The organism is Pseudomonas flexibilis (assembly GCF_000802425.1).
In the GTDB taxonomy this organism is placed as follows: domain Bacteria; phylum Pseudomonadota; class Gammaproteobacteria; order Pseudomonadales; family Pseudomonadaceae; genus Serpens; species Serpens flexibilis.
Genome location: NZ_JRUD01000026.1, coordinates 1 through 19,021 on the forward strand (window position 1 = coordinate 1; position 19,021 = coordinate 19,021).

Here is a 19,021-nt window from a genome sequence, read left to right on the forward strand (position 1 = left end):
GGCAACATAGAATCTCCCACCGGGTTCATCGTCGAGCGCCGGCGATTCCCGATCCCGTCGCTATGCTCTCTGGGTTCACAACCCCTCTGAGGAGAGCCCATGAAGCCGAACATCACCCTGCTGGCCCTGCTGCTTGGCAGCGGCGCCGCCGTTGCCGATACCACCGTCACCCTGAACGCGGTCGATAGCCATGGCGTCGGTCAGGCGCTGGGCGAGGTCACCATCACCACCACCGAATACGGCCTGGTGTTCACCCCCAACCTGCACGGGCTGCCCAGCGGGCTGCACGGGTTTCATGTGCATCAGAATCCCAGCTGCGAACCGGCCGAGGTCAACGGCACCGCCACCGCGGCGGCAGCCGCCGGCGGGCATTACGACCCGCAGAACACCGGCAAGCACGGCACGCCGTGGGGCGACGGCCACCTGGGGGACCTGCCGGCCCTGTATGTGGACGAGGAAGGCAACGCCCGCCAGCCGGTGCTGGCCCCGCGCCTGAAGAAAGAAGAGGCGATCAAGGGCCGCTCGCTGATGGTGCACGCCGGCGGCGACAACCACGCCGATCATCCGCAGCCGCTGGGCGGCGGCGGAGCCCGGGTGGCCTGTGGGGTGATTCAGTAGCAGCGGCGCTGCCGCCGGCGGGACGCAAGGTCCCGCCGGCTCCATCTGATACGGTTTTTTATCAAAAACCTGAGCCTGTTTTTAAACCAACCCGCCCCCGATCATTCCCGCAGCCCATTACGACTGTCGGGAACCTCCCATGAACGAACGCATCCCTGCCCGGGTCATCGAGACCATCGACCCCGGCAAGCCGGCTCGCCCGCTTGAAGGCGCCATCCACACCCGCAGCTTCACCGGCCGCTACCGCACGCTGCGCATGCTCGGCTCGGGGTTTCTGTTCCTGCTGTTCTTCGGCACCGTCTGGCTGACCTGGAACGACCGCCAGGCCGTGCTCTGGGATCTGGCCAACCGCCAGTTCCACATCTTCGCCGCCACCTTCCTGCCGCAGGACTTCATCCTGCTGTCGGCGCTGCTGATCATTTGCGCGTTCGGCCTGTTCTTCATCACCGTGGCCGCCGGCCGGGTGTGGTGCGGCTACACCTGCCCGCAAAGCGTGTGGACCTGGGTGTTCATGTGGGTGGAAAAGGTCACCGAGGGCGACCGCAACCAGCGCATCAAGCTGGACGCGGCGCCCTGGTCATGGAATAAGCTGCGCAAGCGCGGCGCCAAGCACGGTCTGTGGCTGGGCATCAGCCTGGTCACCGGGCTGACCTTCGTCGGCTACTTCACGCCGATTCGCGGCCTGCTCCAGGACCTGCTTGAGCTGCGGCTGCTCGATGCCGGCGTGCTGTGGGTCGTCGGCTTCGCCGCCGCCACCTACCTGAATGCCGGCTGGCTGCGCGAGAAGGTCTGCCGCGACATGTGCCCCTACTCGCGCTTCCAGAGCGTGATGTTCGACCGCGATACCCTGCTGATCGCCTACGACAGCGCCCGTGGCGAGCCCCGCGGAGCGCGCCGCAAGGACAGCGAACCGCGCGCCGCCGGGCTGGGCGACTGCATCGACTGCACGCTGTGCGTGCAGGTCTGCCCCACCGGCATTGATATCCGTGACGGCCTGCAGCTGGAATGCATCGGCTGCGGCGCCTGCATCGACGCCTGCGACACCGTCATGGACAAGCTGGGCTATGCGCGCGGCCTGGTGCGCTACACCTCGGAACGCGAACTGGACGGCGGGCGCACCCGTTGGCTGCGTCCGCGCCTGGTCGGCTACGCCATTGCCCTGTCGGTGATGATCGCCCTGTTCATCTGGGCGCTGGCCGCGCGGCCGCTGCTGTCGCTGGACGTGACCCGCGACCGTGGCCTGTTCCGGGAAAACACCGAGGGGCAGATCGAGAACATCTACCGTCTCAAGCTGATCAACAAGACCCAGAGCCCGGCCCGTTACCAGTTGGCGCTGGACGCCGGCGACGCGCTGCGCCTCAACGCGCCGGCCGAGTTCCGGCTGGCGGCCGGCGAGATCCTGGATATTCCGGTCAGCATCACCCGCGTCTCGGACCGGGGACAGGGCATGACCACGGAGATCCGCTTCGCGCTGCGCGACCTCGATCATCCCGAGCGCCGGGTCGACACGCCCTCCACCTTCATCGCACCGCAGCGCTGACACCGCCGGCGGCCTGTTAGAGTGCCGCCGACCCAGCAACGGATCAGGACCGCATGAAGCGCTACGAAAAGTTCGCCGACGAGATCGCCGAACTCATCCACACCGGCGTGCTGGCCGCTGGCGCAAAGCTGCCCTCGGTGCGGCATGCCAGCCGCACCTACGGCGTCAGCCCGTCCACGGTGTTCCAGGCCTATTACCTGCTGGAGGACCGGGGCCTGATCCAGGCCCGGGCGCGCTCGGGCTATTACGTGCGCGAGCAGGGCCCGCTGCCGATGCCCGAGCCGGGGCCGCCGTCGGCGCAGGCCACCGAGGTCGGCGTCAGCGAACTGGTGTTCTCGGTGCTGGGCTCGCTCAAGGACCCGCACACGGTGCCGTTCGGCTCGGCCTTTCCCAGCCCCGACCTGTTCCCCCTGCCACGCCTGGCGCGCTCCATGGCCCACGCCCTGCGCCACCTGTCGCCCCACGAGGTGATTGCCGACATGACCGCCGGCAATGCCGACCTGCGCCGGCAGATCGCCCTGCGCTACATGGTGCATGGTGTGATGTTGACGCTGGAGGAGCTGGTCATCACCAATGGCGCGCTGGAAGCCCTCAACCTGGCCCTGCAATGCGTCACCCAGCCGGGCGATCTGGTGGCCATCGAGTCGCCGACTTTCTATGCCTGCCTGCAGGTACTGGAACGCCTCCAGCTCAAGGCCGTGGAGATTCCCGTGCATCCGCGCACCGGCATCGATCTCGACCAGTTGGCCGAGCGCCTGGAGCGGATGCCGATCCGCGCCTGCTGGTTCATGAGCAGCCTGCAGAACCCGCTCGGCGCGAGCCTGGACGACGACAAGAAGCGCGCACTCTGCCAGTTGCTCAAGCGCCACCAGGTGCCGCTGATCGAGGACGATGTGTATGCCGAGCTGTACTACGGCAACCAGCCGCCCCGACCGGTGAAGAGTTTCGACGACGAGGGGCTGGTGCTGCATTGCAGCTCGTTCTCCAAGTGCCTGGCACCGGGTTACCGGGTCGGCTGGGTGGCGGCCGGGCGCTATGCCGAGCGCATCGCCAAGCTCAAGCTGATGACCACCCTGTCGCCGTCGGTTCCCGCCCAGGCGGCGATCGCCGATTACCTGCAGCATGGCGGCTACGACCGGCATCTGCGGCGCCTGCGCCACGCGCTGGAAACGCAGCAGGGCGCGATGCTGGCCTCGGCGGCGCGGCACTTCCCGGCGGGCACGCGGGTCACCCAGCCCACCGGCGGCTACTTCCTGTGGTTCGAATTCCCCGAACAGGTCGACGCGCTCGTGCTGTTCAAACTGGCGCTGGCCCAGGGCATCAGCCTGGCGCCGGGGCCGATCTTCTCCGCCAGCCAGGGCTTCGGCCACTGTGCCCGGCTCAACCACGGCCATCCGTGGAGCCCGGTCCATGAGCGGGCCATGGACGTGCTGGGGCGCATCCTGCACTCCTTCTGACGGCGATGCCCCCTAGGCACCGTGCGCTTCGCGCTCCGCCACCAGCTGGTTGACGATGCGCATCACCTCGCGGTTGGCCTGCTCCATGCCGCCCAGGTGCCGCAGGGCGTCCTCCAGGGCCTGGCGATCGTAGGCGGCCAGCGCGGCCCGGGCCTCGTCGTGCACGGCGGTGTGCGGTGCCTCGATCTGCCGGAGCGCGCCCTCGCGGTCGCGACGATCCTCGGCGTAGTACCACTGGCCGAAGCGGCAGGCGTGCTCATCCGGCAGCTGCGGCGTGTCGGCGCCGTTGCCCAGCAGGTGGTTGTAGACGACGAACTTCAGTCCCAGCTCATCCAGGTTGGCGCGTTCGATGGCCGCGCGGCGGGCGGACGCCTCGATGCCCTGGCGCATGCGCAGCGCCAGCGCGTGCAGCCCGTGCATCGCCGTCACCGCCGCACCGGTGGTGTCGCTGAAGCCCCGGGCCTGGCGGCCCTGCGCCTCGATGCACTGGTTGACCTCGTCGATATTGCTCTGCACCTCGCCGATGCGCGCGACGATTTCCTGGGTGGCCTGGGCGCTTTTTTCCGCGAGTTGGCGCACCTCGCCGGCCACCACGGCGAACCCCCGCCCGGCTTCGCCGGCGCGCGCCGCCTCGATGGCCGCGTTGAGGGCCAGCAGGTTGGTCTGCGCGGCGATGCCGGCGATCAGCTCGACGATGCGGTTGATCTCCCGGGAACGTCCGGTCAGTGCCTCCACCTGGCGAGCCGCCTCGTGCAGGCCGCTCTCCATGTCCGAGGCCCGGTCCTGCAGCACGTCGAACTGGCGCTGGTTGTCCAGCGCCGCCTCGGCGACCCGGTCGGCATCGCCGCGGTCACGCGCCAGTTGGCCGGCCAGGTAGTCGAAGGAGTCGCCGAGCGCCCCCAGCGAGTCACCGAAGCTGGACAGATGGCCGGCCAGGCCCTGCTGGAACGCCTGCCGGCGCTGCTGCTGCCGGGCGGCCTCGCGTGCCGCCGCCTGAGCCTCTTCCAGCGCCCGCACACGCTGCGCCAGCGCATCCCGCTCACCGCGCAGGCGGGTGCATTCATCCCGCCACTGGGCGGCTTCCCGCTTCCACTTGAACATGCGTCATCAACCCAGCGTATAGCCGTTGTCCACCACCCAGTCCTGGCCATAGACGCCACGGGCGCCTTCGCTGAGCTGGAACACGATCACCCGCGCCACACTGGCGGCCTCGAGGAAATGGCCGGGCAACAGCCGGCGGCCGACCTGTTCGGCCAGGGCATCCAGCTCGTCGTCGTTGAGGCCCAGTTGCTCCCAGAAGCCGGTGGCGGTCGGCCCCGGCGACACCATGTTGATGCGTACCTGCAGGGGCGCGAACTCCTTCGCCAGGTTGCGCGCCTGGGCCATCAGCGCGGCCTTGCCGGCGATGTGTCCGGCCAGCCCGGCGAAGGTGCAGCGCGACAGGAAGCTGCCGAGGAATACCACCGACGCTTGGGTCGCCAGTTGATTGGCCAGCACCGCCAGGGTGTTCAGCGCGCCGGCGCCGTTCACGGCCCATTGGCGCTCCTGGGCGGCCAGGTCCAGCGCGCTGGCCAGTTCCACATGGCCCGCGCAGGGCACCAGGAAATCCACCGGCCCCAGGCTGGCCGCCCGTTGCGCCAGGCCTTGCAGATCTTCCTGGCTGGTCACGTCGCCCGGCTGCCAGACGAGCTGGTCCGGGTAGACCGACAGCAGCTCGCCAAGGCCGCCCGGGGTGCGGGAAAACGCCAGCACCCGGGCACCGCCCTGCAGCAGCAACCGACAGAGGGCCAGGCCGATCCCGGAGCTGGCTCCGGTGATCACCGCCAGGCGATTCTCCAATTCGATCTTCATCACCACCTCCCGCTTCCGGTGCTGGCACCGGGGCTCGGTCAGGCCGCCCGCAGCGCGGGCGGCGAACAATCAGGAAAGAACCGGTCGACTCAGCCGGGATGGCCGTCGACCCGCGTCTGACACAGCATCGGCGCGTACTGCCAGGCATAGATGCCGAAGGCCAGGGCCCAGCAGGCCGCCGCCAGCCACATGCCGTGCAGCGGCCAGGTCTGGGTGAGGAATACCCGTGCAACCGTGCCCAGGTTGAGCAGCATGAAACCGGCGGCCATGCCGGCCGGCGGCTGCAGCGGCCGCCCGGTGTGGCCGAGGGTGACCCGGGCGATCATCGCCAGGATCAGGCCGGCCAGGGAGCCGACGGTGAAGGCGTGCAGCCAGGGGCTGGACAGCTGCAGCACGCCCAGGTGCCAGAGCCCCAGCCCCGCACAAGCCACCACCAGCCAGAACATCGCCAGGTGCAGCGACCAGAGCAGCGGCACGCCCCAGATACCGGTGTCGTACCAGCGCGCCTGGCGCAGCAGGTGCCCGGCGGCCAGCGCCAGGAACAGCACGCCGATCAGCGCCTGCGGCTGCAGCGCCCAGCCGAAGGCATGCAGCACGCCGATCAGCGCGGTGCCGACCAGCAGCGACCAGTCCAGCCAGGGCCAGGCCTTGACCTGCTGGACGTGCCCGAGTCCGCGCTGGGTGAAGAAGGGAATCACCCGGCCGCCGATCAGCGTCATCAACGCGCCCACCAGCCACAGGCCGGCCATGCTGCCCTGGCGCTGCCAGGCGTCCTGGGCGTTGGCCAGCCCGGCCAGCGTGAGCGCATCGGCGGCGGCCAGCAGGCTGAGCACCACCACGATGGGGTAGTTGCGCGTCTGCCGCACGGCCAGCAGCAAGCGGGCCATCTGCACGGCCAGGGCGACGAGGAACAGCAGGTCCAGGGGAATCAGTACCACCAGCGGCAGGTTGAGCAGCCAGCCGAGGCGCCCGGCCAGCCAAATCAGCGCGATGACCGCCAGCGGCTTGCCGGACAGGCTCGGCTGGCCGGTCCAGGTCTGCACGGCGGTGAGCAGAAAGCCGGCGATGATGGCGGTGGCGAAGCCGAAGACCATCTCGTGACGGTGCCAGGCCAGCCAGCCGCCCGCCGGTTGCCAGTCGGGGATCAGGCCGCCCCAGGCCAGGATCCACAGGGGAACCGCAAACAGCGCGTAGACGCTGCCGGCGAGGAAGAACGGCCGGAAGGCCAAGCGCCAGATGGGCGGAATACTCAGCGCCTTGCGCCGATCGATGACTTGCATGGCAGGCCTCCTGACAAGCTGTTGCGCCCGCTACCGCTAGCGACCGCGGGTCGGCACGAGGGCACGGCGCCAGGCGACAACCTGGCGAGCGTCCGTGCGCATAATCGAGCAGACCCAACGGTTCACTAAAGACGGGACTCACATGCCGCGCCGGAAACCGGTCGCGGTGACGTATTTTTACCGGGCGAGCGTATCGTTGCGACTTGATTGCAATCAGCTTCGGAAAAAAGAAGGCAACTTGAGAGGCGCCGCAGGGCGTAGGGCGGACAACGTTGTTCTTGTCCGTCAAAAACGGTATCGGCGGGGTGCCAGGCGGCGGACAGGTGAAGCGTTGTCCGCCCTACGGGGCCGCAAGACATAGGGCGGACAACGTCGTTCTTGTCCGCCATCGGCGGGGTGCCAAGCGGCGGACAGGTGAAGCGTTGTCCGCCCTACGGGGACGCAAGACGTAGGGCGGACAACGTCGTTCTTGTCCGCCAGACAGCGGTATTGGCGGGGTGCCAGGCGGCGGACAGGTGAAGCGTTGTCCGCCCTACGGGGGCCGCAAGACGTAGCGGACAACGTCATTCTTGTCCGCCAGACAGCGGTATCGGCGGGGTGCCAAGCGGCGGACAGGTGAAGCGTTGTCCGCCCTACGGGGGGCCGCAGGGCGTAGGGCGGACAACGCCCTTCTTGTCCGCCAGACATGGTATCGGCGGGCGCCCGGGCGGCGGACAGGTGAAGCGTTGTCCGCCCTACGGTGCCGCAAGACGTAGGGCGGACAACGTCGTTCTTGTCCGCCAGACAGCGGTATCGACGGGGTGCCAGGCGGCGGACAGGTGAAGCGTTGTCCGCCCTACGAGGCGCTGCCTTCCTTGTCGTCCTTCAGCGACTTGCGAAAGCCGCCGATGGCCTCGCCCACGTCGGAGCCCAGGCTTTTCAGGCGCTTGGTGCCGAACAGCATGACCACGATCAACAGGATGATCAGGAGCTGCCAGATGCTGATGCCAAACATGGGGAATTCCTCAGTGATGTTGCATGCCGTGGGACATGCCATGGGGCATGCCGTGCATGGTACCGGCCGCGTTTTGCAGCAGGGCCTGGTCGATGTCGGCGAAGCGCAGCACCTGGCCGCCCTGCTCGGCCGCGAACTGCTGGGCGGCATGCTCGTCGGCGAAGCTGGCCAGCGCGGCGCCCATTGCGCCCTGCAGGGTGCTGGCGACCACGAAGTAGGCCTGCCTGGCATCGATCAGGTGCTCGTCGGAAGGCTCATCCCAGCTGCCGTGCTGCATGTCGTGCACGTACAGGGTGAAGTTCTGGTGCTGGTTTTCCGGCTGCAAGTACCAGCCGAACATTTCCGCCACCGAGCAGAACTTGCGGGCCTGCTTGTCGGTGACCGCCTGCCCCTTGGGGCCGGGGTATTCCTCGATGATCATGCCGCACACGTGGCATTCGTCATCCGGGTGGAAAGCCACCGGGTCGAAGGTCTTGGCAATTTCTTCCTCGCCGCCACAGGCGACCAGGCCGAAGCTCAGCACAGCGATGGACAGGGCGCGGGCGCCGCTCAGGTACAGGGACTTCATTCGGGACTCCTAGGGGCACTCAAAGAAACGGATCACACCTGGCGGCGCTTGAACACCCGCCAGGCCAGCGCCAGCGGCAGGCCGACCCACAACAGCAGGCACAGCCAGAGCGCGGCGGTGGGCATGGGCAGGTCGTTGCCCAGGGCCATCACGCCCATGGCATTGGCGCCCCCCTCGAAGCCGCCCAGGTTGATCAGCCGGTACAGGTCGGTGGGGTTGAGCAGCAGCAGCCAGGGCAATAGGTCCGGACTGAACGCGCCCTTGCTGAGCACCAGCACGCCGAGCAGCGCCAGGTCGAAGACCAGCACGAACAGGAACCACACGCCCAGCGCCAGGCCGGCGGCGGTGGACTTCTCGCTGGCCTTGCCGCTCAGCACGTAGGCGATGGCCAGGAACACCCAACCAAGCAGGGTCGAGGACAGCATGAAGCGGCCGAAAGCCCAGAACAGCATGCCGAGGTCGACATCCTCCACCAGCAGGCCGATGGCCACCGCAGCGCAGCCGAAGCCGATCAGCACCGCCAGGCCCAGGATCAGCCCGTGGCCGACGAACTTGCCGAGCAGGATGTGGCCACGGCCGAGCGGATAGGTGAGCAGCAGCATCAGGGTGCCGCCCTCGTCCTCGCCGACGATGGCGTCATAAGCCAGCAGCAGCGCGATCAGCGGCATCAGGAAGGTGGCCAGGCTGGCCAGGCTGGCGATGGTCGAGGGAATCGAGGTGAAGCCCACGGTGCCGGCCGCCGCGGCGCCCAGCCAGGCGATACCCACAGCAAGCACGGCGAACAGCAGGCTGATGGCCAGCAGCCAGCGGTTGCGCAGGCCGTCGCTGAGTTCCTTGCTGGCGATATTCCAGATCGGGTTCATGGTCTGCCCTCTTCGCGAACGTCGGCGCGGGTCGTGTAGTAGCGGTACAGGTCTTCCAGCGAGGGCTGGAGGATTTCCAGGTCATGGGGTTGCGCTTCGCCGAGCAGCTCGCGCAGCAGCTCGACCTTGTGGCCGTTGTGCGCCTGCACCTCCAGGCCCGCCTCGCCCATGGCCTGCACCGCATGGCCCGCCTCACTCCAGCGGCGCACCCAGCCGTCGCTCTGGGCCAGGCCGCTGGCGCGAATGCGCACGGGCAGACCGGCCTCGGCGCGCAGCGCCGCCAGGCTGCCGCTGGCCTGCAGGCGGCCCTTGGCGAGGATCACCGCGCGGTTGATGTGCGCCTCCACGCCTGGCAGCACGTGGGAACAGAGGATCACCGCCGTGCCCTGCTGGCGCAGGCGGTCGATCAGCCGGTAGAGGTCCTGGGTGGCGATGGGGTCGAGACCCACGGTGGGCTCGTCGAGCAGCAGCAGGCGCGGCGTGCCAAGGATCGCCTGGGCCAGGCCGAGGCGCTGGCGCATGCCCTTGGAATAGGTCTTCACCCGGCGGTCGGCGGCGTGGGCCAGGCCCACCTGCTCGAACAGCGCGTTCACCTGGGACAGGTCGGCGCCCTTCAGGCGGGCGAAGTGGGTCAGCGTCTCGCGGCCGGTGAGCTGCGGGTAGAACGTCACGTTCTCCGGCAGGTAGCCCAGGCTGCGGCGCACCTGCGGATCGTTCGGCGCCTGGCCCAGCACGCGCACCTGGCCCTCGCTGGGGGCGAGCAGGCCGAGGATCAGTTTCATGGTGGTGGTCTTGCCGGCGCCGTTGTGGCCAAACAGCCCGAGCACCTCGCCTTCGGCGAGCTGCAGGGACAGATCGTGCAGCACGGTCATGCTGCCGTAGCGCTGGCTGACGCCCTGGATATCGACGGCCTTCATGACAGCGGCTCCTGTGCGGGTTCTTTCTTCAACAAGGATTCGGTGGGCAGCTGCATCAGCGGGAAGCTGTCCTGCACGCCGGGGGACTTCAGCACCGGGAAGGCGCGCTGCACCCAGCGCAGCAGTTCGATGCCGGGGCTGTTCATCAGCAGGCGCACCTGCGGGTACATCCACAGCAGCCGGTCGACGTTGTCGTTCGGCTCGTAGGGTACGTCGCCCAGACCGTCGTCGTTGCGGTCCCAGCCCAGGTAGTCGCTCCAGTAGTTGCCGCGCCCGTCGGCGGACCATTCCTGGGTACGCACCGCCACGTACTTGACCTGCTGTTCGTTGCCGACGAAGGCGTTGTCGACGATGCGGTTGTCTTCCGAGCCGGCAGTGAGATGGATGCCCAGGTTGCTGTGCTCGAAGTGGTTGTGCTCGATGACGTTGAACAGCGAGTTGTAGATGAACAGCGCCTTGCCCTCGCCGCCCTGGATCATGCTGTCGCCGCCGGTGTCGCCGGCCTGCACGTCGGTGACGAAGTTGTCCTTGATGGTCGAGTAGGTGATGTAGTTCATCAGCATGCCGTAGTTCCGGTCATGCTCGGAGCGGTTGCCGATCACCGTCAGCTTGCGGCTCTGCATCAGCGCGTAGCCGGTGCGGGTGCGGCGGGTGATGTTGCCGGTCACATGGTTGTCGTTGGAGAACATGTAGTGGATGCCGTAGCGCAGGTCTTCCAGCAGGTTGTTCTCGATGCGGTTGCCGTTGGAGGTCTCGATGTAGATGCCGTCGCGGGTTTCGCGCACCTGGTTGCCGGCCACCACGGCGCCTTTCACGATGAACAGGTGGATGCCGTTGCCACGGTCCTGGGAGCGCACCGAAGGCTCGCCATGGACCTGGTTGTCCAGGATGTGCACGTTTTCCGAGCGGTCGGCCCAGATGCCGAAGCCCACGCCGCGCAGGCGATTGTTGCGCAGGGTCACGCCCTTGGCGCCGCCTTCGATGAAGATGCCCGAGTCCATGTCGGTGAGGTTGTGGCCCCAGTCGCGCAGGTCGCAGTCCTCGACCAGCACGTCGCTGGCACCGATGGACAGCGCGTTGCCTTGCCCCGCCGCGCTGAACACGGCGCCAGGCTCGCAACGCAGGTGCAGGGGCCGGTCGATGCGGAAGTTGCCGACATATTCGCCGGCCGGTAGCGTCCAGCGGTTGTCGCCTTCCGCGCGCAGCGGCAGGTCGGTAATCGGGCGCGGGTTCGCCAGCGCGGACCCCGCGAAAAACAGGAGGGCACACAGCGCCCCGTGTACAGCCTGAGATCTGAGCAACTCGATACCTCTTCAGGGTCAGGCGGGGAGGCGGCCGGCGATCATCAGCGCCGGCCGCGTACACGGCAAGAGGGCCGGACATTCAGCCGTCCGGCCCTCGCCCGGCCGTCAGGCCTTTTCCACCATCATGCGGCCCATCATCTCCATGTGCAGCGCGTGGCAGAACCAGCTGCAGTAGTACCAGAACACCCCGGGCTTGTCGGCAGTGAAGGTGACCGAAGAGGTCTGCTGCGGGCTGATTTCCATGCTCACACCGTGGTTGACCATCACGAAGCCGTGGGACACGTCCTCGATCTGGTCGATGTTGGTGATGGTCACGGTGACTTCATCGCCCTGCTTGACGGTGAAGTCGGTGATGCCGAAGGACGGTGCCATGGAGGTCATGTACACGCGGACCTTCTTGCCGTCGCGGATGATCTTGTTGTCGGTCTCCAGATTGACGCCGTCCTTCTTGGCACGGGCCACGGTGTCCGCGAAGAAGGGATCCTTGCGGTCCCAGATCTTCTTGGTCTTGATCTGGTCGCGACGGCACATGATGCAGTCGTGCGGCTCGGCGAAGGTCGGGCCGTCGTGGACGATCTTCATCACGTCGCCGGAGATGTCGATCAGCTGGTCGTTCTCCGGGTGCAGCGGGCCGACCGGCAGGAAGCGGTCCTTGGAGAACTTGGAGAGCACGACCACCCACTTGCCGTCGGCGTCGCGGGACTCGGTCAGCGAGGCGTGGTTGTGGCCCGGCTGGTAGTGCACGTCCAGCTTCTGCTTGATGTAGTTGACCTTCTCGCCCTTGTAGGCGCGGATGGCTTCATCGATGTTCCACTTGCACAGCTGGCTGTCGATGAACAGGGTGGTGTAGGCGTTGCCGCGACCGTCGAAGGTGGTGTGCAGCGGGCCGAGGCCCAGTTCCGGCTCGGCGACCACGGTGTCGCGCTCGTCCTTCAGCTTGCCGGCGAACAGGTCGGGCAGCTTGTCGATGGCGATCACGGTACAGGTCGGCGACAGCTTGCCGTTGGCGATGAAGTACTTACCGTCCGGCGAGGTGTTGCAGCCGTGCGGGTTCTTCGGCACCGGGATGTAACGGGTGAACGGGCTGTTCTTGGCCTTGCGGCCGTCGACCACCGGCACGCCGTCCATCATCACGTACTTCTTGTCCTTGATGGCCTTGTCGATGGCGTGCACGTCGAACACCACCACCCAGTCACGCTCGTTGCGCATGGTGCCGCCCAGGTCCAGGGCGCGCTCGGAGTTGTAACAGGTGGAGGCGGCGAAGCGGCCGGTGTAGTCGGCGTCGGTGTTGTCCAGGTTGCCGTCGACGATGACCTGCCAGGCCACCTTCATGGTCTCGGCGTCCACCGCGCTGAAGCAGGTGAAGCTGTTGTCGGCCTGCAGGTCGAAGCTGGACCCGTCGTTCGGGTGCGGAATGAAGAACTCGCCGTTGCAGAACACGTACTTGGTGTGCGGCACCTTCTGCAGACGCAGGCCGTGGATGGCCTGGACGTTCGGGATGCTGGTGATCTTGTCCGTCTTCATGATGTCCAGACGGATACGCGCGACGCGGGTGTTGGCCTTATCGTTGATGAACAGGTACTTGCCGTCGTAGCGGCCGTCGGTCATCGAGATGTGCGGGTGGTGGCAGTCGCCGTTCGGGTAGTACTCACCCATGATGCTGCGGCTTTCGTTGGTGATGCCCCAGCCGGTGGCCGGATCGGTGTTGAACACCGGGATACGCATCAGTTCGCGCATCGAGGGAATGCCCAGCACGCGCACTTCGCCCTGGTGGCCGCCCGACCAGAAGCCGTAGTACTCATCCAGCTCGCCCGGTGCCACATGCACCTTGTTCTTGGCTTCCTTGACCGCGGCTGCCCAGGTTTCGCGGGACATCACCGCGCCGCCGAAGGCAGTGGCCGCCACCGCGGCACCGGTCACGGCGCTGGCGCCGAGGAAGCCACGACGGCTGAGACCGCCCTTCACTTCCTTTTCGTTTTGCTTGTCGCTCATGGGGTTTTGCTCCTATGGGTACAACACTTCGCCTTTCCCGAACCTCGCGCGAGCAAGACTCAGGGTTCAGTCACCTGTACAGCGGGAATCAGTTCGGGAGCGTCCGGAGCGGCCTTCTTGCCGCGCTTCTTGCGCTTGTTGATCAGCGGCGGACACTTGTTGTCGTTGTGGTAGGTCATCTGGCAATCGAGGCAGTAGTGGCACTCGTTGTGGTTGATGTGCCCATCCGGGTGGATCGCCTGGATCTCGCATTCCACGGCGCACAGCTGGCAGGGGTTGCCACATTCCTTGCGACGCTTGAGCCAGTCGAACAGGCGGAACTTGCTGGGCACCGCCAGGGCCGCGCCGAGCGGGCAGATGTAGCGGCAGTAGACCTTGCGGGTGAACAGGTTCACGACCAGCAGGATCACCACGTAGAGCACGAACCACCACTGGCGGTCGAACTTCAGGGTGATGGCGGTCTTGAACGGCTCCACCTCGGCGGCCTTCTCGGCCAGCATCATGGATTCCAGGGAGATGCCGAACAGCGCCAGCAGGATGATGTACTTGATGGCCCACAGGCGCTCATGCACCGCGAAGGGCAGCTCGTACTGGGGGATCCTGATCTTGCGTGCCAGCTCGTTGAGCAGTTCCTGCAGGGCGCCGAAGGGGCACAGCCAGCCGCAGAACACGCCCCGGCCCCACAGCAGGATGCTGGCGGCGGTGAACACCCAGAGGATGAAGATGATCGGGTCGGTGAGGAACAGCTCCCAGCGGAAATCCTGGAACACCGCGTGGACGAAGGTCAGCACGTTGACCACCGACAGCTGACCCAGGGCGTACCAGCCGATGAACACCACGGTGAAGATCAGGTAGCCGCGACGCAGCCAGTGCAGGAACTGCGGCTTCTGGGTGAACTTGTCCTGCAGGAACAGGATCACCGTCAGCAGGCCCAGGGCGGCGCACAGCACGCCGATCTGGAAGCTCTTCTGGTACCAGATGTTGACCCACAGCGGACGGTTGGCTTCCTCGATGGCGGCCAGCTCCTCGGCGGTCAGCGGCGGCCGCTCGATGTAGTCCTCGGGCATCAGGTAGGGCATCTCGAAGCTGGTGAAGATGCTCTCCACCGGACCGACCTGGCGGCGCACCAGCAGTTCCAGGTTCCAGGCCGAGCCCGGATCGAAGCGGTACTGCTCGCGGGCGATGAAGATCGCCATCTCGTAGAAGTCCGGCATGCCTTCGGCGTACACGTCGGACAGGCGGATGAAGTCCAGGTCGCGGAAGCTGATGATGTCGCCGAACTGGCGCAGCTGCACCCGATCGAAGATGCCGCCGCGCACGTAGCCCGAGCCCTTGAAGGAGTATTCGCCATTGGCCAGCACCGCGAAGGCGTGCTCACCCGGCTTGAGTTCGGCCATCAGCTCGGCGTACTGGCGCTCGCCCAGCAAGTTGCGGCCGATGGTGGGCACATTCAGGTGGGTGGCGTACAGGTCGATGAAGGTCTCGTCACGCTGCTCAGGCGCGGCCACCTCGACGCCCTCGGCCTCGGTGCCGATGAAAGCATCGTCCACCTGGCCGCGGGTCAGGTGCATGCGGCGGATGGCGCCGTTGCCGGTCAGCTCGGCCCAGTTGCTCGGCTGGTAGACGTCACGCACCAGGGCGATCTTCGGCCGCGCGCTGGCGCCCGCCTCGATCAGCCCCAGGTCCACCGCCACGGTGTGCGCGGAACGCATGACGATCTCGTTGATCACCATCACCGTCACGGTGGCGCCGGTCACGGCGTCGATGGTCACCGCGCTCTTGTCGCCGGAGCGGCCGACCACCACGCGCTGGTCGACCTTGATGCCGGTGTAGTGGGCGTTGAAGTCGTGGACCTTCTGCTCGGGAATGCCGATCAGCACGATGGGTTCGTGGTGTTCGAGCATGTAGGCATCACGGATGGTCGCCGTGGCGTCGAGGATGATCTGCAGGTTGATCGGCTTGCCGGAGTAGGCCGGCATGTCGGTGACGCGGATGCTCTGGAAGGCGTAGCCGAGCACCTCGTCACCCTGGCGGATGGTGCGCACGCCGTAGTCGCCTTCCGGCTCGGACACCGCCGTGGCCTCCGGGAAGACCAGGTCGATGCGCTCGCGCTCCAGCGCGCCGTAGTCCTTGGCCTGAACCACCTGCGGCGCTCCCAGCGCCATCAGCAGCAGGAAAAATAACGCCGGCATTCCTGCGCGACGCACCCTTTCAAGCCAAAAACCCATATAAATCATGGTCTTACCAAATGCTGGTTTCTGTGTGGTCATGGTAGGCCCCACTGACATGAGGCACGCTTGATATCAATCAAGAAGCACGTGCGCCGGGGTGTGACGCAGGGTCGCAGACACGCCTTACCAGGCCAGATAGAACATGCCTTTGGCGAGCAGAACAATGGCGACCATCTGCGCAAGGATCACAACGTGAAGACTGTGATAGCGTGCCGGGCTCATCCGACCACGGCGCAGCAGGATGGCGACCAGGCCGAAGGAGAGGAAAACACCGATGGCCAGCAGGATCTTCAGGCTCAGCATGAGGCCAAAGCTGCTGGCGAAGGGATCCGCCAGGGCGCCCCGGTGGAACCAGGCCAGGCCGATGCCGGCGCCGTAGACGAACAGCACCACCCAGTGCAGCACCACCCGCGAACGGGCCCCCAGCGCGCGCTCGAAGGTTTCCCGAGCGGCGGGGTCGAGCGAACGCTTGGCCTGCGCCAGCGTGGCCACTTCGACGAACAGCGTGCCGATGAAGAAGATGGCGCTGAGCAGGTGCAGGGTGTGCAGCAGGGCGTAGGTCATGGGCAGTCCTTCCGGCGGTGACGCCTAGTGGACCTACCTTGACCGCAGGAGTGCGACGGGTGAATGACCGTGGTCAAGCGATAGCCGAGAAACGCGAATAGCGTCACACAAGCCGATACGTGTGTTTGCGCTGCGGATGGCACCGACGCCGTGTCCGGCGGCCAAGGCTAGGCCTTGACCGCCCTACGTTCGTTCCGCTGCTTAGACCGTGCGCGAGAAGCGCACGGTCTGCTTGCCGAGGTAGGCGTCGAAGGTCATGGCCACGTTGCGCATCATCAGCTGCCCTTGCGGCAGCAGCACGATGGCGTCGTCGTGGATTTCCACCAGCCCGTCCTCGACCATCTCCTTCAGTTGCGCCAGCGCGTCGGCGAAGTACTCGCGGAAGACGATGCCGTGCGCGCGCTCGAACGGCGCGAAGTCGACGCGGTTGTGGCACATCAGCGCCAGGATCACTTCGCGGCGCAGCACGTCGTCGGCGCTCAATGTGTAGCCACGCTGCACCGGCAAGCGGTTCTGGTCCAGGCGCGCGTAGTACTCGGAAAGCAGCTTGACGCTCTGGCTGTAGCTGTCGCCCACCTTGCCGATGGAGGACACGCCCAGGCCGATCAGGTCGGTGTCGCCGTGGGTCGAGTAGCCCTGGAAGTTGCGCTGCAGCGTGCCGTTGGCGCGGGCCAGGGTCAGCTCGTCGTCGGGCAGCGCGAAGTGGTCCATGCCGATGTACACGTAGCCGGCGTCGGTCAGGCGGCGGATGGTCAGCTCCAGCAACTCCATCTTGCGCTCGGGCGGCGGCATGTCCTCCGGGCGGATCAGCCGCTGGGCGCGCACGCGCTCGGGCAGGTGCGCATAGCTGTAGGCGGCGATGCGGTCCGGGCGCAGGGCGATGATCTTGCTCAGGGTGGCGTCGAAGCTTTCCACGGTCTGCAGCGGCAGGCCATAGATCAGGTCCACGCTGATCGACTTGAAGCGCGCGGCGCGGGCGGCCTCGATCAGGTCACGCACCTGCTGTTCGCTCTGGATGCGGTTGACGGCGGCCTGCACCTGCTCGTCGAAGTCCTGCACGCCGAAGCTCAGGCGGTTGAAGCCCTGCTGGCGCAGCGTGTGGATGCGCTCGGGGCTGATGGTGCGCGGATCGACCTCGATGGAAAACTCGTGGTTGTCGCTGTCGTCCATGTTGAACGCCTCGTGCAGGGCGTCCATCACCTCGCCCAGCTGTTCGCTGGTCAGGTAGGTGGGTGTGCCGCCGCCGAAGTGCAGCTGGGTGAGCTTGCGGGACTTGTCGAACAGCGCGCCCTGCAGGGCGATTTCCTTCTTGAGGTAGTCGAGGTATTCGACGGCGCGGTGGGTCTTCTGGGTGATGATCTTGTTGCAGGCGCAGTAGTAGCAGAGGCTCTGGCAGAACGGGATATGGATGTACACCGACAGCGGCTTGGGCGCCGACGCCTTGTTGCTGGCTGCGGCGGCCTGGAAGTAGTCGTCCTCGGCGAAAGCCTCGTGGAACTGCGGCGCGGTGGGATAGGAGGTGTAGCGCGGGCCCGGGCGATCGTATTTCTCGACCAGGGCTCGGTTGAAAGTCATGTGGTCCACGTTCGACCCGCCTTGAAAGGAAAGTGGTACATCGAAGACCGCCGCTCGCGCGACCGCCTCACTGCTGGATGGGCCGGATTATGGCCGGTCAGAGGGCCGATCCGCAAAACAGGCGACCGGCCGGAAGATATGCGCAGGGTAACGGGCCTGATGGCAGCGGGACTTGACCATGGTCAACGGCGGGTAAGGCGCAGGGCCTGTGGGAGCGGACTTGTCCGCGAGCTGTTGTCCGCCCTACCCGCCCGTGGCGTTCATGAAGCGCACCACCTGCACCTCGTCGAGGTTGAACTCGTGGCGCAGCGGCTTGCGTTGCAGCGCGGCGCGCACGGCGTCGAGCAGCGGCTGATCGTCGGTGGGGTAGCGACGTAGCAGCGCGCGCAGGTCGATGGAATTCTCGTGGCCCAGACACAGCAGCAGGCGGCCTTCCACGGTCAGGCGCACGCGGTTGCAGGTCGCGCAGAAATTGTGGGAATGCGGCGAGATGAAGCCGATGCGACTCTCCGGAAATTCCTTCAGGCGTGCGTAGCGTGCCGGTCCGCCGCTCTGCTCGGCGCTGTCGATCAACGTGTAGCGACCGGCGATGATCTCGCGCACTTCATCGCTGGAGCAGTAGCTCTCGCCCCGCGAGCGGCCCACGTCGCCCAGCGGCATCTCCTCGATGAAGGTGATGTCCAGACCGCGCTCCACGGCATAGGCGACCAGGTCCGGGATCTCGTCCGCGTTGCGGCCCTTCATGGCCACGGTGTTGAGCTTGATGCGCTGGAAGCCGGCCGCGCGGGCGGCGTCGATGCCGGCCTGCACCTGGCGCAGGTCGCCCACGCGGGTGATGGCGCGAAAGCGCTCCGCGTCCAGGCTGTCGAGGCTGATGTTCAGGCGCTTCACGCCGGCGTCGGCCAGCGGTCGGGCCATCTTCACCAGTTGCGAGCCGTTGGTGGTCATCACCAGTTCGCGCAGGCCGGGCAGCGCGGCGATCTTCGCGCAGAGCTCGACGATGCCCTTGCGCACCAGCGGCTCGCCGCCGGTGAGGCGAATCTTGCGGGTGCCGTTGGCCACGAACAGCGCGGCGATCCGCTGGATCTCCTCCAGGGTGAGCACCTGCTGGCGCGGCAGGAACGTCATGTCCTCGGCCATGCAGTACACGCAGCGGAAGTCGCAGCGATCCGTCACCGACAACCGCAGGTACTCGATGCCGCGTCCGTAGCCGTCTTGCAAAGTGCTCATGATCGTTCCTCTGGCTTCGGGTGGCCGACAGGCATTG

Annotated in this window: 16 protein-coding genes and 1 pseudogene; 3 read left to right on the forward strand and 14 right to left on the reverse strand. The window is 66.7% G+C overall.

Features of this window, described 5'->3' with window-relative positions; genetic code table 11:
* The first annotated feature begins 99 nt into the window (after positions 1 to 99).
* From sodC to mapR, 3 genes are all read left to right on the forward strand, one after another.
* Positions 100 to 618 carry a superoxide dismutase family protein gene (gene sodC / locus SF06_RS15245; protein ID WP_027589879.1) on the forward strand — a complete coding sequence of 173 codons (519 nt, stop codon included), beginning with the start codon at positions 100 to 102 and terminating at the stop codon, positions 616 to 618.
* Between the two features lie 139 nt (positions 619 to 757).
* Positions 758 to 2,158 (forward strand): cytochrome c oxidase accessory protein CcoG, encoded by a 1,401-nt coding sequence (gene ccoG, locus SF06_RS15250; RefSeq protein ID WP_027589880.1) that lies wholly within the window; start codon positions 758 to 760, stop codon positions 2,156 to 2,158.
* Positions 2,159 to 2,211: 53 nt separating this feature from the next.
* Positions 2,212 to 3,615 (forward strand): GntR family transcriptional regulator MpaR, encoded by a 1,404-nt coding sequence (gene mapR / locus SF06_RS15255; protein WP_039562459.1) that lies wholly within the window; start codon positions 2,212 to 2,214, stop codon positions 3,613 to 3,615.
* A 12-nt stretch (positions 3,616 to 3,627) separates the two neighbouring features.
* Here the strand turns inward: mapR and SF06_RS19070 are convergent, their stop codons facing one another.
* From SF06_RS19070 to moaA, 14 genes and pseudogenes are all read right to left on the reverse strand, one after another.
* Positions 3,628 to 4,035 (reverse strand): CZB domain-containing protein, encoded by a 408-nt coding sequence (locus SF06_RS19070; protein WP_413786126.1) that lies wholly within the window; start codon positions 4,033 to 4,035, stop codon positions 3,628 to 3,630.
* Positions 4,036 to 4,077: 42 nt separating this feature from the next.
* Positions 4,078 to 4,716: pseudogene (locus tag SF06_RS19075) on the reverse strand (methyl-accepting chemotaxis protein); the annotation flags it as partial.
* Between the two features lie 6 nt (positions 4,717 to 4,722).
* A complete protein-coding gene (locus SF06_RS15265) occupies positions 4,723 to 5,466 on the reverse strand; it encodes an SDR family NAD(P)-dependent oxidoreductase (RefSeq protein WP_039562461.1) in 744 nt (247 codons plus the stop codon).
* Between the two features lie 89 nt (positions 5,467 to 5,555).
* Entirely contained in the window at positions 5,556 to 6,746 is a 1,191-nt protein-coding gene (locus SF06_RS15270) for an NnrS family protein (protein ID WP_027591924.1), read from the reverse strand.
* 835 nt (positions 6,747 to 7,581) lie between these two features.
* Positions 7,582 to 7,740, reverse strand: coding sequence for a twin-arginine translocase TatA/TatE family subunit (gene tatA, locus SF06_RS15275; protein WP_027591327.1), 159 nt, complete (start codon positions 7,738 to 7,740; stop codon positions 7,582 to 7,584).
* A 10-nt stretch (positions 7,741 to 7,750) separates the two neighbouring features.
* Positions 7,751 to 8,308: a nitrous oxide reductase accessory protein NosL gene (locus SF06_RS15280; RefSeq protein WP_039562462.1), complete on the reverse strand. Its 558-nt coding sequence runs from the start codon at positions 8,306 to 8,308 to the stop codon at positions 7,751 to 7,753.
* Between the two features lie 32 nt (positions 8,309 to 8,340).
* Positions 8,341 to 9,171: an ABC transporter permease gene (locus SF06_RS15285; protein ID WP_027591325.1), complete on the reverse strand. Its 831-nt coding sequence runs from the start codon at positions 9,169 to 9,171 to the stop codon at positions 8,341 to 8,343.
* Positions 9,168 to 10,088 (reverse strand): ABC transporter ATP-binding protein, encoded by a 921-nt coding sequence (locus SF06_RS15290; protein WP_027591324.1) that lies wholly within the window; start codon positions 10,086 to 10,088, stop codon positions 9,168 to 9,170. Before SF06_RS15290 ends, SF06_RS15285 begins: the two co-directional genes overlap by 4 nt.
* Positions 10,085 to 11,389, reverse strand: coding sequence for a nitrous oxide reductase family maturation protein NosD (locus SF06_RS15295; protein ID WP_027591323.1), 1,305 nt, complete (start codon positions 11,387 to 11,389; stop codon positions 10,085 to 10,087). Before SF06_RS15295 ends, SF06_RS15290 begins: the two co-directional genes overlap by 4 nt.
* A gap of 108 nt (positions 11,390 to 11,497) precedes the next feature.
* Complete coding sequence (gene nosZ / locus SF06_RS15300) at positions 11,498 to 13,384, reverse strand: TAT-dependent nitrous-oxide reductase (protein WP_027591322.1); 1,887 nt, start codon at positions 13,382 to 13,384, stop codon at positions 11,498 to 11,500.
* A 59-nt stretch (positions 13,385 to 13,443) separates the two neighbouring features.
* Positions 13,444 to 15,576 carry a transcriptional regulator NosR gene (nosR, locus tag SF06_RS15305; RefSeq protein ID WP_234703336.1) on the reverse strand — a complete coding sequence of 711 codons (2,133 nt, stop codon included), beginning with the start codon at positions 15,574 to 15,576 and terminating at the stop codon, positions 13,444 to 13,446.
* 162 nt (positions 15,577 to 15,738) lie between these two features.
* Positions 15,739 to 16,179, reverse strand: a complete 441-nt coding sequence (locus tag SF06_RS15310) for a CopD family copper resistance protein (protein ID WP_027591320.1) — start codon at positions 16,177 to 16,179, stop codon at positions 15,739 to 15,741.
* A 201-nt stretch (positions 16,180 to 16,380) separates the two neighbouring features.
* On the reverse strand, positions 16,381 to 17,754 hold the full coding sequence (hemN, locus tag SF06_RS15315) for an oxygen-independent coproporphyrinogen III oxidase (RefSeq protein WP_437123616.1): 1,374 nt from the start codon (positions 17,752 to 17,754) through the stop codon (positions 16,381 to 16,383).
* Positions 17,755 to 17,997: 243 nt separating this feature from the next.
* Positions 17,998 to 18,984, reverse strand: a complete 987-nt coding sequence (gene moaA / locus SF06_RS15320) for a GTP 3',8-cyclase MoaA (protein ID WP_027591318.1) — start codon at positions 18,982 to 18,984, stop codon at positions 17,998 to 18,000.
* Positions 18,985 to 19,021: the final 37 nt, after the last annotated feature.